Source organism: Fibrobacter sp. (assembly GCF_045131395.1).
Classification (GTDB): Bacteria; Fibrobacterota; Fibrobacteria; order Fibrobacterales; family Fibrobacteraceae; genus Fibrobacter.
This window is the reverse complement of record NZ_JBGUQY010000004.1, coordinates 136,093-152,892: the sequence shown is the minus strand read 5'-3', so window position 1 is coordinate 152,892 and position 16,800 is coordinate 136,093. Positions and strand designations below refer to the sequence as shown.

Annotated in this window: 16 protein-coding genes; 15 read left to right on the top strand and 1 reads right to left on the bottom strand. The window is 53.7% G+C overall.

Annotation, left to right across the window (positions count from 1 at the left end):
* The first annotated feature begins 67 nt into the window (after window positions 1-67).
* The 3 genes from ACJMNB_RS02965 to ACJMNB_RS02955 are packed head-to-tail and all read left to right on the top strand — an operon-like array spanning window position 68 to window position 2,728.
* Window positions 68-886, top strand: coding sequence for a M23 family metallopeptidase (locus ACJMNB_RS02965; RefSeq protein WP_405338835.1), 819 nt, complete (start codon window positions 68-70; stop codon window positions 884-886).
* Window positions 887-899: 13 nt separating this feature from the next.
* Window positions 900-2,018 carry a hypothetical protein gene (locus ACJMNB_RS02960; protein ID WP_405338833.1) on the top strand — a complete coding sequence of 373 codons (1,119 nt, stop codon included), beginning with the start codon at window positions 900-902 and terminating at the stop codon, window positions 2,016-2,018.
* Window positions 2,015-2,728, top strand: coding sequence for an NUDIX domain-containing protein (locus tag ACJMNB_RS02955; protein WP_405338831.1), 714 nt, complete (start codon window positions 2,015-2,017; stop codon window positions 2,726-2,728). Before ACJMNB_RS02960 ends, ACJMNB_RS02955 begins: the two co-directional genes overlap by 4 nt.
* Before the next feature lie 55 nt (window positions 2,729-2,783).
* On the opposite strand, the gene ACJMNB_RS02950 is transcribed toward ACJMNB_RS02955, so the two are convergent.
* Window positions 2,784-2,996 (bottom strand): hypothetical protein, encoded by a 213-nt coding sequence (locus ACJMNB_RS02950; protein WP_405338829.1) that lies wholly within the window; start codon window positions 2,994-2,996, stop codon window positions 2,784-2,786.
* A gap of 182 nt (window positions 2,997-3,178) precedes the next feature.
* Between ACJMNB_RS02950 and rimP the strand changes: the two genes are divergently transcribed.
* The 12 genes from rimP (at window position 3,179) to murF (ending at window position 16,798) form a co-directional block, all read left to right on the top strand.
* Window positions 3,179-3,625: a ribosome maturation factor RimP gene (rimP, locus tag ACJMNB_RS02945; protein ID WP_072800165.1), complete on the top strand. Its 447-nt coding sequence runs from the start codon at window positions 3,179-3,181 to the stop codon at window positions 3,623-3,625.
* A gap of 15 nt (window positions 3,626-3,640) precedes the next feature.
* Window positions 3,641-4,810: a transcription termination factor NusA gene (gene nusA / locus ACJMNB_RS02940; RefSeq protein WP_405338827.1), complete on the top strand. Its 1,170-nt coding sequence runs from the start codon at window positions 3,641-3,643 to the stop codon at window positions 4,808-4,810.
* 28 nt (window positions 4,811-4,838) lie between these two features.
* Window positions 4,839-7,916: a translation initiation factor IF-2 gene (infB, locus tag ACJMNB_RS02935; RefSeq protein WP_405338825.1), complete on the top strand. Its 3,078-nt coding sequence runs from the start codon at window positions 4,839-4,841 to the stop codon at window positions 7,914-7,916.
* Complete coding sequence (rbfA, locus tag ACJMNB_RS02930) at window positions 7,906-8,259, top strand: 30S ribosome-binding factor RbfA (protein ID WP_072976600.1); 354 nt, start codon at window positions 7,906-7,908, stop codon at window positions 8,257-8,259. Before infB ends, rbfA begins: the two co-directional genes overlap by 11 nt.
* Window positions 8,260-9,162: a tRNA pseudouridine(55) synthase TruB gene (truB, locus tag ACJMNB_RS02925; protein WP_405338822.1), complete on the top strand. Its 903-nt coding sequence runs from the start codon at window positions 8,260-8,262 to the stop codon at window positions 9,160-9,162. It begins immediately after the preceding gene.
* A 45-nt stretch (window positions 9,163-9,207) separates the two neighbouring features.
* Entirely contained in the window at window positions 9,208-10,110 is a 903-nt protein-coding gene (gene ribF, locus ACJMNB_RS02920; RefSeq protein WP_405338820.1) for a riboflavin biosynthesis protein RibF, read from the top strand.
* 184 nt (window positions 10,111-10,294) lie between these two features.
* Entirely contained in the window at window positions 10,295-10,771 is a 477-nt protein-coding gene (locus tag ACJMNB_RS02915) for a division/cell wall cluster transcriptional repressor MraZ (RefSeq protein WP_405338818.1), read from the top strand.
* Window positions 10,758-11,795, top strand: coding sequence for a 16S rRNA (cytosine(1402)-N(4))-methyltransferase RsmH (gene rsmH, locus ACJMNB_RS02910; protein ID WP_405338816.1), 1,038 nt, complete (start codon window positions 10,758-10,760; stop codon window positions 11,793-11,795). Before ACJMNB_RS02915 ends, rsmH begins: the two co-directional genes overlap by 14 nt.
* Window positions 11,792-12,100 (top strand): hypothetical protein, encoded by a 309-nt coding sequence (locus ACJMNB_RS02905; RefSeq protein ID WP_405338814.1) that lies wholly within the window; start codon window positions 11,792-11,794, stop codon window positions 12,098-12,100. The genes rsmH and ACJMNB_RS02905 overlap by 4 nt, the downstream gene beginning before the upstream one ends.
* On the top strand, window positions 12,097-13,995 hold the full coding sequence (locus ACJMNB_RS02900; RefSeq protein ID WP_405338812.1) for a penicillin-binding protein: 1,899 nt from the start codon (window positions 12,097-12,099) through the stop codon (window positions 13,993-13,995). The genes ACJMNB_RS02905 and ACJMNB_RS02900 overlap by 4 nt, the downstream gene beginning before the upstream one ends.
* Window positions 13,996-15,423: a UDP-N-acetylmuramoyl-L-alanyl-D-glutamate--2,6-diaminopimelate ligase gene (locus ACJMNB_RS02895; RefSeq protein WP_405338810.1), complete on the top strand. Its 1,428-nt coding sequence runs from the start codon at window positions 13,996-13,998 to the stop codon at window positions 15,421-15,423.
* Entirely contained in the window at window positions 15,416-16,798 is a 1,383-nt protein-coding gene (murF, locus tag ACJMNB_RS02890) for a UDP-N-acetylmuramoyl-tripeptide--D-alanyl-D-alanine ligase (RefSeq protein ID WP_405338808.1), read from the top strand. Before ACJMNB_RS02895 ends, murF begins: the two co-directional genes overlap by 8 nt.
* The last annotated feature ends 2 nt before the right edge of the window (window positions 16,799-16,800 follow it).

The following is a 16,800-nucleotide window of genomic DNA, read 5'->3' as shown; positions in this document are numbered from 1 at the left end:
CAAATCTTTCAATAATCAACATAAGTTTCCGTTAATCCGGTTAACGCTTGTAGCGGTAGCCGCCTTTTTGGCGTACTGGTCGGGGCTTGCCTCCAAGATTGCCAATGCGCTCCCGCTGCCGGGCAACAACGAAGAAGTCCCCATCGAAACCTGGGATTCCCGTTGCTCCGCTTATGGCGGTACTCCCTTTGAACTGAAACAGGGCCTTGCCCAGTGTTCCTGGGTCCTGGTGGATTCCATTCCGCTGGGGCGTCTGCCCAACCCCTTCTTGCGCTACGTGGCCGGGCTCCGCAAGTCTGAAAAGTCCAAGCTCCATTGGATTGCCCCGGTGGCGAATTTCGAAAATCCCCTGCTGGTCATGCACGAAGATAGCGTGCCGTCGGTTTATTTACGTTATATGAAACCCGATTCCAGCTACCTGTGGGTGTCCAAGGGTACGGGCTGCAAGTTCCCGGGGGTGTGCCCGCGGCTACCGCTGGAATGGTCTGCCTTGGCCATTGGCGAGGGCTTTGACTTTGAAGGCCAGGAATCTTTGCTGGCCATGGATGTTTTCAGCGGTATTGGCGAGGCTCCCATTTATCCGGTGCTTTCGGGCCGCGTTCTTGAATCGGGCAAAGATTCCCTAGGTTACTTTGTTGAAATTGACCACGGCTATAACGTGACCAGCAAGACGTCGGGCATGGGTTCCTTGAACGATTCCCTGTCGGTGGGCGATACCGTCGGCGTCATGTCGATGCTGGGCAGGCTTTCTCCTAAAGATAGTGCGACCTTCTTTTTGTCGGTTCGCTTGAACGGCCAGTTTGTGCGTTGGAACGAATTTTACGCTTCGACCCATCCGGTCTCTCCAGATTCCCTTGCGGCATTTGAAAAGTTGAACGGTTTTTAATACCTTTGGTCTCATGAACCGCCTTCGTTCTAAATACATGGTTTTTGGCTTGCTGTGGATTTTGTTTGCAGTGGTGTTTTTTGCCGGCTGCGAAAAAGATACCGACGGCCCCATGAATGTTTCCGATAAAGATTTTAGCTACGATGGCGAAGGCTTTTTTGCCTATGCCAGGCTGGATTCCGGCAGGGCGATTCACCTGTCCAAGGATACCCTGTATTTGGAAATGGGGAAAATGTGGACCTTCTCGAACTGCGCCTTGCAGGGGATACACCTGAAATTCGTCAAGTCCGATTCGGTTCTCTGGATTACGCCGAAGCTTACGATCCACGCCACGGCTGAAGATTGCCCTGCTCCCTATTACCGCCCCGATACAACTCTCAAGTTGCTGCTTTCTTCGGAGCAGATTGCTGGCATCGGCATGATCAAGGTGAAAAACGATGGCGATACGGCGCTGGATTCCATAACCCTCCGTCGCGGCGACATTTCGAAGGATACTTTTTACGTGTACATGGATTCCTCCTTTGCGGATCCCCATGCCTACCCGTTGCGGACCAAGGATAAGAAGAAGGGCAAGGCTATTCCCCAGATCCTTCGCGTTCTTGATTCCCTGACGCCTCGCGTATTTTACTGGCGTACCATGAAGTCTACTTGTACCCATCGCGTGGACATGTGCAAGAAGACTGTTGCCGATACCGTTTACCCCAGCTCCTGGAATATCAACGATACGAACCTGGTGCCGGTTCATTATGCCTGTGCCGATTCCGATTCGGTGTACTGCATCAATTCCAAGTGGGAAAACGACTCTACCGAACTGGGCTCGGTTCAGGAGCGCCCCGATACCATTTGGCATTACAGCACTTACTATACCGAAAAGATTCCGGAGTGCGGAACCTATAGTTCTTTTGCGGTCAGCAATTACACTCTGGGCGGTCAGGTACGTTTTATTCGTGAACTGTTTACCCCCGATAAGGAAGAATCGTTCTGTGGCCCCAATTCCAAGAAGGATTGGATGGTCTACAATCTGTCGGGAAACAAAATGGTTGTCGATTCCGATACGCTTGCCGTTTTAGATAGTTTGTCTAAAATCTGGAAAAAGGCGACGGTCGCTCCGGATACCTTGAAAGAAAAATGATTGAATATACCTATTCTCCTGAAATTGCCGAGGCCGACCGCCCCATTATCCTTGAATCCCGCATTTACAAGGATTGGCTTGAAAAGACCCAGGAAAAATTCGTTGTAACCAAGGTCCACTTTTCGTCGGTGGATTTTTTGTGTAAAGGCCGCCAGCCGTTATTTATAAAGCTTACTGCAACGGCCACCCTTCCGGATGGTCGCCCGGTGCATGGAATCGTGCTGGTGCGTGGCAATGCTGTGGGCGTTTTGGTGGTGCTCCGTTGCGAAGGCAAGAAGTATTTGTTGCTGGTGAAGCAGCCCCGCTTTGCCATTAGCGAACAGGCTTCCCTGGAAATTCCGGCGGGTATTCTGGACTGGACGGGGGATTACCGCAAGGTTGCCCTAAGCGAGCTCGAAGAAGAAGCCCAGATCAAGGCGGAAGATTCGGAACTCATCGACCTCATGGACTTTTGGTACAAGGGCAAGAGCGATGGCTTTGCCGCCAGCTGCGGGCTTTTGGATGAACGCATTCGCCTGTACGCCATTGAACGGGACGTGACTCCGGAACAGCTCAAGGCCATGGACGGCAAGGATCAGGAATACACCGAAGAAATCGAATGGATCAAGACGGTGGTGCTGCCCTACGAAGAGGCTGCCCGGCAATTTATCGATGGAAAGAATTTTATTGCGCTCTTCTTGTACGAGCGCTGGCTCGATGCTCAAATGTGAAATGTGGAATGTGTGATGTGAGATGAATAATTAGTCATTACACATTAATTGATTCTTACCAATTGCCTAGGTTATTGATGGTCAATCCTAGGAAGAAAATCGTCAGGTAGCCGTACCAGAGGCCTGTGAGGACGTAGTTCAATTTACGCTTGTAGGCCTTGGGTTCTTTCTTGTTCTTTTCGCGGATGACAAGGATATTCTTGCGCAAGAAATAGGCGCAACCGGCAAGACCGATTAAGGTAGCGAGAATCAAAAGTACGTAAGCCATGCGCCAAATATATAAATTCTGCGTTGTGAACGGCTTTTACCCCCTTATTTTTATAAATCCGGTTGCCTAGACCCTAAAAAATTTCTCTATTTGGTATGTCTTGACGTTCGTGGACCCGATTTAGGCTTAAATGAGCAGATTTCGGGGCCGTATGCGAACGCCGTTTATTATACGAGGTCTATTTGGTAGCCCAGAAATTGGATACACTTATCGCCCAGGCGTGCGAAGCCGCCGGCGTCACATTGGTGGAACAGGACATGTTCCGTGCAGGCAAACGCAAGACGCTCCGCCTATACATAGACAAGCCCGAAGGGGTGACAATCGACGACTGCTCTAATGTGAGCCGTCACTTGTCCGATGCCTTGGACCTGGATCCTGAAATTATTGAAGGTGCCTACACTTTGGAAGTGTCGTCGCCGGGGTTAGACCGCCCCCTGAAGTCGGTTGCCGATTTCACCCGCAATATTGGACGATTCCTGCGGGTGACTCGCAGTACCGGTAAGCCTGTGGTGGGCAAGCTGGTCTCTGCAGACGAAGAAAATTTGACGCTCACCCTCAAGGGAAACGCTGGCGATGTTGTTGTGCCGCGTTCTGAGGTGCTTGTAGCGAAAGTGGATGTACAAATATAATAGGAAGGTCATTTTATGAAGAACGAACCGAAAGTTAACTTGCTCGATGTGCTGAAAGAAGTGGTCGAAGCCAAGGATATGGATGATTCCATTGTAATCAACGCCTTGAAGGAAGCGTTGGTGACGGCAGCACGCAAGTACTTGCACATCGAAAAGAAAATCGATGTGGATTTCGATACGGAAACCAACGAAGTCCATGTGTTCTTGCGCGTGGCCGTGGTGGATGACTATCCGGACTACGACCAGAACATGACCGCTGCCGAAGTGGAAGAACTCGACAAGGGTTACATGCTGGTGGAAGAAGCCCGCGACTTTAACGAAGATGCCCAGCCGGGTGACTTCCTCGAAATGGAAATTCCTATTTCTGCCTTTGGTCGTCAGGCCATCCAGACTGCAAAGCAGCTCCTGAACCAGCAGATTCGCGATGCCGAACGCCAGAAGATCATGGATACCTACCGCAGCCGTATCGGTACCATGGTGAGCGGCGAAGTGCTCCGCCTTGAACAAAGTAACATTATCGTGAAGCTCGGCAAGCAGACCGAAGCCATGATTCCGGCTCGTGAACAGATCCGTCGCGAACGTTGGGCTCAGGGCAATTCCATCAAGGCCGTGATCGCCCGCGTGGAAGAATCTTCCAAGAACGGTGCCCAGGTGGTGCTTTCTCGCGCCAATGGCGACTTCCTCAAGGAACTCTTCCGTCAGGAAGTGCCGGAAATTTACGAAGGTACTGTCGAAATCAAGGGCGTTGCCCGCGAACCGGGTTTCCGTGCCAAGATTGCCGTGTACTCCCGTGACGAAAAGATTGACCCGGTGGGCGCATGCGTCGGCATGAAGGGTGCTCGCGTGCAGACCATTGTCCGCGAACTCGGTAACGAACGTATCGACATCGTGCAGTGGAATCCGGATCTGGATACCTTCATTACCCGTGCCCTCACTCCGGCTAACGTGATCAAGCTGATTCACGTGCCCGAAACCCGCCGCACGGTGGTGATTATCAGCGACGAAAATCTCGCTTTGGCAATTGGTAAGAACGGCCAGAACGTGAAGCTTGCTGCAGAACTCGTGCAGCGCAACTTGGACGTGTTCGGTGAAAACGAATGGAACCAGAAGGACGACGAAACGAAGGCTAAGATTACCTCTCCGTCCGCTGCCGATTTGAACCAGAACCGTAAGGCTGCTCGCTAATTTTTAAAAGGAACATTGGAAGCTATTCATGGCTAATGAAGAACAAATTAAACCAGTAGATTGGGCGAAAGAACACGGAGTCAAGAGCGACCTCGTGATGAAGCTTTTGCGCGAGAACGGTGTCAAGGTTTTGACACAGGTGTCCAAGGTCAATGCCTCTGAATACGAAAAGATCGAGGCAACCGTCGATGCCGAACGCCAGAAGGCCGAAGCCCGCAATAAGAACCTGAAAAAGGCGTCTTCCGCCGAAACTTCCAATGCCTCTTCTGACAAGAAGAAAGAGTCCGCTTCGACTGGCGATGGCAAGTTGCTGAAGGCTAAGCTCATCAGGACTACGACCAAGAAGACGGCTAAGCCTGCCGCCTCCGCTGCTCCCGCTGCTGCCGCACCGGCTGCAAAGCCTGCCGCAGTGGTGAAGCCCGCTGCTCCTAAGGCAGAACCGAAGGCTGAAACGGTTGCCGCTCCTGCCGCTGCTCCTGCACCGGCTGCTGTTGAAGCTCCCGCCGCCAAGGCTCCTGAAGTGAAGCCCGCCGCAGCGCCTGCTGCCCCGAAGGCAGAAGCCGCTCCCGCAGCCGCTGCTGAAAAGCCCGCTGCTCCGAAGGCCGAACCGAAGCCCGCTCCCGCCGCTCCGGCTCCCGCAGAAGTGAAGCCTGCTGCTCCCGCTGCAAAGCCTGCCGCGCCGGCAGCTCCCGCAGCTCCTGCCGCAGCCAAGCCTGCCATGGTTACCCCGGGCATGGAACTCAAGCAGCCTCCGATGAAGGCTCAGGTCTTCAAACCCGACGAAGCTATTCTCGCCCGTATCAAGAAGTCTCAGCAACAGGCTCAGGCTACCCGCGGCGGACACCGTAACAACAACGGTAACCAGCAGGGTTATACGGGTACATTCGGTCGCCTTTCTAACAACAATGGCGACAACCGCAACGGCAATCGCCGTAACGACAACCGCAACGGAAACGGTGGCCAGAACAATAACGGCGGCCGTACCTTTACGGGGCGAACCGGTGGCTTTACCGGCAGTTCCATGCAAGATGCCTTCAATGCTAGCAATGGTGGCGCCCAGGGATTTGGTGGCCAGAACCAGGGCGGCAAGGGTGGCAAGCAGCAGAACGGTCGACATGGTCAGAACGACAAGAACCGTCGCGGCAATGGCAAGGACCGTCAGGACCAGCAGAAGGAAATCCAGCAGGAAGTCGTTCGTCAGAACGTTTCCCGCGTGATGGCTGACCTGTCCAAGAAGCCTGTCAAGAAAGTTTACCGCAAGGAGCATAACGACAATACTCCGGGCGAAGAAAAGAAAATCCTCAAGACTTCCGACTTTATTACCGTGGGCGAACTCGCTGGCCTTATGGACCAGATGCCGGCCCGCGTGATCGCGAAGTGCATGGAAATGGGCATGATGGTGACCATCAACGCCCGCTTGGATTTTGAAACCATCCAGCTCCTGGCCGACGAATTCGGTTACGAAGCCCAGTTGATGGAAGAATACGAAGAAGAAGTGCTCGGCGTGGAAGAAGAATCTTCCGAAAACCTGAAGCCGCGTCATCCGGTGGTGACGGTGATGGGCCACGTTGACCACGGTAAAACATCTTTGCTCGACTGGATCCGTAAGACCCACGTGGTGGCCGGCGAATCTGGCGGTATTACGCAGCACATCGGTGCATACGAAGTCACGACCTCTCAGGGTAAGGTGACCTTCCTCGATACCCCGGGTCACGAAGCATTCAGTGCTATGCGTGCTCGCGGTTCTCAGGTGACCGACGTGATCGTGCTGGTGGTGGCAGCTGACTCCATGGTCATGCCCCAGACCGTTGAATCTATTGAACTTGCCAAGCGTGAAAAGGTGCCGATGGTCGTGGCTATCACGAAGATCGACCTTCCGACGGCAAACCCCGACAAGATCCGTGCCCAGCTCGCCGAACGCGGCGTGGAAGTGGAACAGTGGGGTGGTTCTACCAGCTGTATCGAAGTCTCTGCCCGTACGGGTCAGGGCATGAACGAACTTTTGGAAACTCTCGCTCTCGAAGCCGAAGTTCTGGAACTCAAGGCCAACCCCGATGCTCACGCTCGCGGCGCCGTTGTGGAATCCAAGCTCGACGTGGGTAAGGGTTCTATGGCCACGATCCTTGTGCAGAACGGTACGCTCCATGTGGGTGACCCGTTTGTCTGCGGTATTTACGCTGGTCGTGTCCGTGCTATGTTTAACGAACGCGGTGAACAGATGAAGGAAGCTCCTCCGTCTGCTCCGTGTCAGGTGCTCGGCTTTGACGGTACTCCGCAGGCCGGTGACGACCTCATTGTGGTCGAAGACGAAAAGACCGCACGTGAAATTGCCTCCAAGCGCCGTATGGCTGCCCGTGAACGCGACCTGCGTTCTCGTAACGTCAAGACCTTGGAAGATACCTTCAACGATCGTAAGGAAGGCAAGCTCTCTGAACTCAATCTCATTGTCAAGGCTGACGTGGGTGGTTCTGCAGAAGCTCTCGCCGCTTCGCTCGAAAAGCTTACCAACAAGGAAGTGCGCGTCAACATCATCCGCAAGGGTGTGGGTACCATTACGGAATCCGATATCTTGCTGGCTACGACCGCACAGGCTATCATTATTTCCTTCCACTTGATGCCGTCGCTGTCTATCCGCGAAATGGCCCAGAAGGAAGGCATCGAAATCCGCAACTACCGCGTGATTTACGACTGTATCGAAGATATCACCAACGCTGTGGAAGGCCTCTTGAAGCCCACCATGCGCGAAGAACTCTCCGGCGAAGCAGAAATCCGCCAGGTGTTCAAGATTCCGAAGATCGGTCTCATCGCAGGCTGTATGGTTACCGACGGCGAAGTCGACCGCACCAGCCATGTGCGCGTGTACCGCAACGGCGTGGAACTCGGTACGACCGTGGTTCAGTCTTTGAAGCGCATGAAGGACGACGTCAAGTCTGTCGCTCGTGGCTTTGAATGCGGTATCGGCCTTAAGGGTTACGATGATATCAAGGAAGGCGATAGCTTGATCTTCTTCAAGGAAATCAAGGTTGCCCGTACTTTGAAGGATGTGGCCCGCGAAGAAGCCGAAGAAAAGGCTAAGAAGGCTGCTGAGGAGTCTAATGAGTCGTAGAACAGACAGATTGGACGAACAGTTCCGCGAGGAAATCGGCAAGCTCTTGCAGAAGGGCTTGAAAGATCCTCGTGTGAGTAGCCTCGCTAGCATTACCCGCGTCACTATTACCGATGACCTGAGCTACGCAAAGGTGATGGTCTCGGTGATGGGTTCCGACAAGGAAAAGCGCGATTCGCTGATTGGCCTCAAGAATTCCGCCGGGTATATCCGTACGGTTTTGGGCAAGGCGCTCAAAATCCGCAAGATTCCCGAACTGAATTTCGTTCTGGACGAAAACCTGGAACACGCCATGCATATCGAAAGTATCTTGGCTGAACTGAAGCAGAAAGGGGATCTCTAGTTGAGCAATTCCGGCTTCGTTCTCTTGGACAAGATCGCTGGCGAAACTTCTTTTAAGGCCCTTTTCCCACTGAAAAGGGTCTTTTCTACGAAGCGCGTCGGCCATGCGGGCACGCTGGATTTGCGTGCCTCGGGCTTGATTATTGCCGCTACCGGTCGCTGCACCCGTTTGCTGCCCTTTGTAGAAGCGAAGGACAAGTGCTACAGCTTTAGGCTGCACCTGGGCTACGAAACCGACACCCTGGAATGGGACGGTGAAGTGGTGGAGCAGGGCGAGCCGGTAGCAATTACCCGCGAAAAGCTCGATGCAGTACTCCCGCAGTTTACGGGCGATATCGAACAGATTCCGCCGAAGTACTGTGCCGTGAAAATCAACGGCGTGCGTGCTAGCGACCTCATGGAACGCGGTCGCAACATTGAATTGAAACCCCGCAAGATTCGCATTAGCGAACTCAAGGTCATTGGCGAAGGCGAAGTGACCGAAGGATGCTCCGGCAAGGAATTTGCGACCTTCGACTTGATTTGCGAATGCTCCAAGGGAACCTACATTCGTGCGCTTGGTCGCGATATCGGCCGGGCCCTCGGGACCTACGCCTGCGTATCGCAGATACGCAGACACCGCATCGGCAATGTGACTTTGGATAAAGCCGTGCGCGGCGATGCGTTGACCCGAGAAAATCTGCTCCCGGTGGATGCGGTGCTCGACTTCCCGGTGGTGCGCCTCACCGACGAACAGGTGGCTACCATTCGCCAGGGCAATTGGCTCCCCTGGAAAACTCCCGTCGAGGGCGTAGGCCCCGAGGGCAATGTGTTTGCCGCAAACGAACAGGGCGAAGTCTTGAGTTTGTGCTTTTATGAACCGGGTCGAATCAAGCCGAAGTTCTATCTCGGGGAAGATGATTAGATTCCGGCTCGCAGGCCGGAATGACGTTGGAAAAGGAATGTGAAAATGAAGCGTGCTGTGACAATGGGTAATTTTGACGGATGCCACCTGGGACACCAGGCGCTTTTCCGCACGCTTAAGGCCGTTGCCGAAGTGAACGGCTGGACTCCCACGGTCATCAGTTTTGAGCCCCATTCCAACTACGTGTTGCGCGAACCGGGCGATCCGCTGCTTTTGACGACCACCGAAGAAAAACGCGAATTTATTGAAAGCCTTGGTCTAGAGTTTTTGGTGCTCCCGTTTACGCCCGAAGTGGCAAAGCTCCCGTTCGATGAATTTGTCCGTACCGAACTCATCGAAAAGCGCGGCGTATGCTCCATGTTCTTTGGACATGACCATTGCTTTGGCGCTGGCGGCAAGGGCAACTACGAAACCATTACGGCGGCTTTCCCGGAACTTTCTACGGCCATGCTTTCTATTGTGCTCCACAAGGGCGAACGCGTCAGTTCTTCTGCCGTGCGCAATGCGCTCCTGAACGGTGATGTGTCTCGTGCGCAGACTTATCTGGGACGCCCCTATCGCTTGTCTGGAACCATTGTAGAAGGCAAACGCCTTGGTCATACCATCGGTTTCCCGACTGCGAATTTGCAGGTGGAAAAGTATAAGTTCCTGCCCAAGCACGGCGTGTATGTAGCGACCGCCCGTTTGCCCGATGGCAACGGGGGAGAACGCTCCTTCCGTGCTGTAGTGAACATTGGAACCCAGCCTTCTACTGGTAACCAGCGCCTGGCTATTGAAGCCTACTTGCTGGACTTTAGCGAAAACATCTATGGTCGCCCCATGGTGCTTGACCTGATGGCCTTCTTGCGCCCCGAACAGAAGTTCCCGAGCCTCGACGATCTGGTTCGCCAAATCGGCATGGATGCCGATACCGCCCGCAATTATAACGGTAATCACTGGGCGGAATAGTAATCCCTAAAAATTGATTTTCAATAAATTATAGAGTGAACAAATGTTCACTCTTTTTATTTCGGACCTGGGGCCGAAGTATGTTTTTTGTATGCTTTGGGTGCGAAAAATGCGCCCCTATCTTGCCAAAGTGGTAGAAAATGGTAGATTTGTACTGTGTTGTGGTAAAATGTGTCAAACTAGTATGAACTTTACGTCTTTCATAGGTCAAGCCCAAACGGCTATCGATGGAAAGGGAAGGTCTTCCTTCCCCAGGGAATTCCGTCGTCAGCTCGGGCCGACCGAGGGCGAAGAATTCGTGGTCACTCGTGGTCCGAATCGCACGCTCCGGTTGTTTACCTTGCCGGAATACGAAAAGTTCATGGCGGACTTGGACTCGAGGTCCGACCGCCGTCAAGCTGACCTAGTTCGGAGAGGCCTCGCGCCCGCAGTAGTGGAGCTCGATGGTCAGAACCGCATTTTACTTCCAAAGATTTTGCTGGAGTATGCTGGTCTTAAAGGAGAAGTCCTTTACGTACAAGCTAGCGGAAAAACTCTTGAACTATGGAATCCTGAACGTTACAACGAAAAGTTCGGCTTGCAGACTGAAGATGCAATTGCCGCCTTCGATGCCGCGTTCTATGGTGAAAGCTTGACGGAGGGGTCCGATGGCAACAAATAGCCTCCGCAAGAATTCATTACAGACAAATGAAGTTTTGAACGGCCGCGCTACGGCAGCTCATTCCGAAGCAGCCCTTGCCGGTGTCGAGAACGGCGTATTCTATCACGATCCGGTGATGCTTGCGGAATGCCTCGAAGGCCTGAACATCAAGCCGAGCGGTACTTACGGTGATTGCACCCTAGGTGGTGGCGGACATTCCTACGCGATTGCGAACAAGTTAAATGAAGAAGGAACGCTTCACGCTTTCGATCGCGATGAAGAAGCAGTTGCCTTCGCTACCAAGCGCCTTGCCGGTGTGAAACCCAAGTTCATTGTGCACCCGGTTCGCTTCGGTGAACTGAAAAACGAAATTGCGCCGAATACCTTGGACGGCATTCTCTATGATTTGGGCATTAGCAGCCACCAGGTGGATGCTTCTGACCGCGGCTTTACTTTTGTGGGCAACAATCCGCTGGATTTGCGCATGGACCGCCGCGAAGGCGTTTCTGCTCAGGAATGGCTCAAGACGGTTGACGCCGATACGCTGGCAGCCGCTCTCCGCAAGAATGCGGATATGGATCGCGGCTTCAAGCTGGCGACCCGCCTTGTAGAAATGGCTGCCTCCAAGGGCAATCAGGAAATTTTGCCTTCTGATGTGAAGGCTGTGGTGGAATCGGTATTCCCCGACAAGCGTCGTGAAGTCAATGGACTTTTGGCTCGCGTGTTCCAGGCTGTACGCATGGAAGTGAACGGCGAACTCAAGGAAATCGAAGATAGCCTGCGTGCTGCCGTGGACTGCCTGAAGGTGGGTGGCCGCCTGGTGGTGATGAGCTACCACTCCGTGGAAGACCGCTGCGTCAAGGAAACGGCCGCTGAATTTGAAAAGGCCTGCATTTGCCCCGAACATATGCCTGTGTGCGTGTGTGGCGGCAATCACCAGCGCCTCAAGAAGGTGAATCGCAAGCCGATTCTGCCCTCTAACGAAGAAATTGCAAAGAACAGCAGGGCTCGCTCTGCAAAGCTTAGGGTATACGAACGCGTATGAGTGAATCGAATAGAAAACCTCTGTTCAATTCTAACCGCACCATTGTGTGGGTGTTCGTTGGCGCCGTGTTGGTGGCCGGCCTTTTGCTGATTTTGCCTTTGTATATGCAGAACTGCCTGACCAAGCTTTATTCCAAGTCCAATGAGCTGACCTATGAGATTGGCCAGTTGCAGCGTCAGAGGACTTTGCAGGAACTTGAAATCAACAAGTTGTCTTCGCTGGAAAACTTGGCGGGCTTTGCAGACAGTGTTGGTCTTGACTTGAATGGCGTACCTACCAAGGTGCGCGTAACGGGGGCTCCATGAATATTGTGAATATGGATGCTCTCTCGGTGGCTAAGATGATCGTGCTGGGCGCTATTGGCGTTCTGGCTTGGCAGACCTTTAACATTCAGGTGCTGAACCGCGAAGTGTACCAGAAGGAAACCAAGGACCAGACGACCCGTACCAAGAACATTTACGCCGAACGCGGTGAAATCTTGGATAGGAACGGCGTGGTTTTCGCAAAGAACCTGCGCGATACGGGCAAGGCCGAAGATTACAGCCGCATCTTCTTGCAGGGTAAGCTTGCTTCCCAGATTGTGGGCAAGGTGAATTACGACGGCAAGGGCAGCATGGGCATGGAACGCATGTACGACTTGCGCTTGCGCGGTAACGAAGGTTTCCGCGTGGGTGTGAAGGATGCCCGTGAACGCGAAATTCTGGGCCGCTCCGAAAACGTGGCTGAAGCCAAGCCGGGCAAGAACCTGGTGCTGACCATTGACCGCGACATGCAGGAAATCGTGGAAAAGGCCTTGAAGGACGGCGTGATTGAATTCAGCGCCGCCAGTGCCTCTGCTGTGGTGGTGGACCCCTACACGGGCGAAATCCTGGCCATGGCAAGTTATCCGACTTTCGACCCGAACTCCAAGAAGCAGGGCGTGGGCAAGATGGCGAAGAACGACATTGTGGCCATGTCCTTTGAACCGGGCTCTACCTTCAAGGTGATTACGGCTGCCGCTGCTCTTGAAAACGGCTCTGTGCCCGAAGACACGGTGTTTGCGAACGAGGGCAAGTGCTGGAGCTGGAGTGCAAGGGCTGAACGCATTTGCGATACCCACATTTACGGCGATATGGATATGGCCGAGGGTATGGTGCAGTCCTCTAACATCGTGTTTGCCAAGGTGGCCGACAAGGTGGGTGCCGAAAAGCTTTACCGCATGGCCCGCAACTTTGGCTTTGGCATGAAGACTTCCGAGAACCTGGCTGGTGAAGAAGCCGGTCGTCTGTACATGCCTTACGAACTGACGCGTGATGACCGTACCCTTAAAACCATGGGCTTTGGCCATGCCGTGTCCGTGACTCCCATTCAGATGGTGATGGCCTACGCCACGATCGCCAATGGTGGCACCCTGATGGAACCCATGATCGTGAAGGAATGGCGCGATTCTGACGGTAACCTGGTGGAAAAGAAGGAACCGGTGAAGGTGCGCCGCGTAATTTCTGAAAAGACGGCTGCCTCTATCCGCAAGATGCTGAACCGAGTGGTGAACAGCGGTACGGCAAAGCGCGTGGCTAGCAAGAAGATTCCCGACGTGATTTTTGGCGGAAAGACCGGTACGGCTGAAAAGTACAACCAGGAAACCGGCAAGTACGATCGCGAACACCAGGTGGCATCGTTTATTGGCCTTGCCCCGGTTGAAGATGTGCGCTACGTGTGCATGGTGCTGGTGGATGACCCCAACGCCGACAAGCTTTACGGCCATACGGGTGGCGCTACGGCGGGCCCTATTTTCCGCCGCATTATGGAAGGCATTTATTACCACCCGAAGCTTTCTCCGGCCTCTCATGAGCTTGCCTTTGTGAGCAAGAAGTCGGCATGCGAAGGTGACTATGTGGGTATGCTTGCCCAGACGGCAAAGTCGGTGGCAGCAAGCAAGAAGTGCCCGGTGGTTTTTGAAGGTGAAGGATCCCGCGTGCTCTCGGTACGTAGAGACATGACGGATTCTGTTGGACTTGTTCTTAAACTTGGCGATGTTGACGCCTCGACGATGCCCGACTTGAAGGGGCTTTCGCTGAAAGACGCTCTTGAAATTGCCGGTAACATCCGTATGAACGTTGAATATACCGGTATGGGCCGCGTGGTGTCCCAATCCCCGAAGGTGGGGGAGACGCTTCACAAGGGCCAGATTTGCAAGCTTACGCTGAAGGAGAAAGGCTAGATGATTTCTGAAACATTGATGCAGAAATTGAATGTGCAGGGCCTGTGCGACGACTCCCGCCGCGTGAAGGCAAAAGATTTGTTTTTCTCGATGCCGGGCGAAAAGTCCGATGAATTTGCAAGATCTGCGGTGGCTGCCGGCGCAGTGGCTGTGGTGAGCGAAAACGTTGCTCCCGAAGGACTGACTTCCAAGTGGATCCAGGTGGCTGACGTGAAGGCCGCCCGCCTTGAAGCCGCAAAGATTTTCTACAAGGACCCGTTTGCAAAGCTTAGCGCTCATGCGGTGACGGGTACGAACGGCAAGACCACTAGCGCATTCCTGATGGATGCCATGCTCACGGCTGCCGGCCACAAGGTGGCTCTCCTCGGAACCATCAAGAACAAGATTGGCGATACCTCGGTGCCTGCAACGCTCACGACGCCGGGCCTTTTGGATTTGTATGCCTTTGCCGCCAAGGCGGTGGAGGCCGGTTGTACTGACTTGGTAATGGAAGCGTCTTCCCATTCTCTCGATCAGGGCCGTATGGCCGGGGTGCTTTATAAGAGTGCCTTGTTTAGCAACCTGACGCAAGACCACCTCGATTACCATAAGACAATGGATGCCTACTTTGAGGCAAAGAAGCTTTTGTTTACGCGTTATCTTGCTGATGATGGCGTGGCCGTTGTCAACATCGATGATGCGTATGGTAAGAAACTATACGATTCCCTAGCCGGGATTGGAGCGGACCGGAGGGTGGCTGTCTCGCGTCTAGGGGTCGTTAGTGCCCTTGTAAAGCCCGAAGGGGCTGTGAAGAATACCGAAGATGGTCTCAAGATGTTGCTGCCCGCTATTAGCGCAGAAGCTTTTGAGACTCCGCTCTGTGGCGACTTTAACGTGGACAACGTGATGCTGGTGCTGGCTTGGGCAAAGGCGATCGGCCTTGCCGAATCTGCCATGCGCAAGGCTCTGGCAGAAGTCCGCGTTCCGGGCCGCTTCGAAAAAGTTTGGAACAAGAATGGCCGTCACGTGATTGTGGATTACGCCCACACTCCCGATGCCCTCGAACGCGTCCTTACGACGGCCCGCAGCCTCTGCCGAGGCAAGCTTGCCTGCGTATTCGGCTGCGGCGGTGACCGCGACAAGACCAAGCGCCCGATTATGGGAGCAATCGCCGAACGCATTGCGGACAAGGCTTGGCTCACTTCCGACAATCCGCGCACCGAAAATCCGACCGATATCATTAACGATGTCCGCGCCGGCATGAAGACCGACAAGTTTAGTGTCGTGGAAAAGCGCGAAGAAGCCATTGCCAAGGCTTGCGCAGAACTCAAGGACGGCGACTGGCTTGTGATTGCAGGCAAGGGCCACGAAGACTACCAGATTGTGGGTAAGACCAAGCATCATTTTGATGACCGCGAAGAAGCGGTGAAGGCGATGGAAAATGTATAAGCTGGATTTGAAAATCAAGGAACTCTTGGAAATCCTCGAAACCTACTCGGTAGGCGTTGATGGCCGTACCAAGAATCGCAAGGTGAACCTTTGCATGGATTCTCGCGAACCTGCCAAGGGCGTGGTTTTTTGGCCGATCAAGGGCGCCCGTTTTGACGCCCACCAGTTTGTAACACAAATGGAAAAAAATGGAGCATTGATGAGTGTCGTGAATGCTGATGCCGAAGGCATTGAAAACTTCAAGATGTATGCGCCCGTCGACGATACGACGAAAGCGCTCCTCAAGCTCGCCAAGGGCTACCAGAAGAACTTCAAGGTAAAGAAGGTGGCCATTACGGGTAGTAACGGCAAGACCACCACCAAGGAAATGGTGAAGGCCGTTCTTTCGCAGAAGTACAACACCCACGCTACCGCCGGTAACTTCAACAACCACATTGGCGTGCCCATGACGCTGTTCCAGCTGAAGCACAGCCACGAAGCCGCCGTTATTGAAATGGGTACCAGCGGCCCCGACGAAATCCGCCCCCTTTCTCTGGCGGTGGAACCCGATGTGGCCGTGATTACCAACATTGGCGCTTCTCATTTGGAACGCCTCAAGGATTTGGACGGCGTGTTTGCCGAAAAGAAGACGATTGTGGCCGGCCTCAAGAAGAACGGCGTGCTCATTGTGAACGCCGATGATCCGCGTCTTTGCAAGTGCCGCAGCAATACCAGCTACAAAGTGGTTACCTTTGGCGTGAAGCGTGGCATTATCAAGCCCGAAAAGCTGGAATGGAACGAAGACAACTGCGCTACCTTCTTTGTGGACCGTACCAAGTTCACGCTGAACGTGCCGGGCATTCATAACCTCTATAACGCTCTTGCCGCTATCGCCGTTGGCCTGCAGTATCGAGTGCCCAAGGCCGAAATCGCCAAGGCTCTTGCCAACTTCCGTTCCACCAACATGCGCATGGAAATCAAGAACGCCAACGGCTTCAAGATTGTTTCGGACTGCTACAATGCAAACCCGTCTTCTACCAAGATGGCTCTGCAGACTATTGGCAACATGAAGGTTTCTCGCCGTATCGCCATCCTCGGCGATATGCTGGAACTGGGCGCTCAGACGGATGCCCTGCACCAGGAAATGGGCGCCATGGTGCCCGAAATGAATTTCGATATGCTCCTGACCGTGGGCGAAAAGGCAAAGCTTTATGTGAAGGGCGCCAAGTCCAAGGGCATGAAGGCCGCTTACCACTTTGCAAGCGTTCAGGAACTGATCGACACCCTCACCGAAATCGTGGCTGAAGGCGACGTACTCTTGATCAAGGGCAGCCGCGGCATGCACATGGAACAGGTGGTGGATGCCATGCTTAAACTCACGAAGGTCAAGGCTTAATT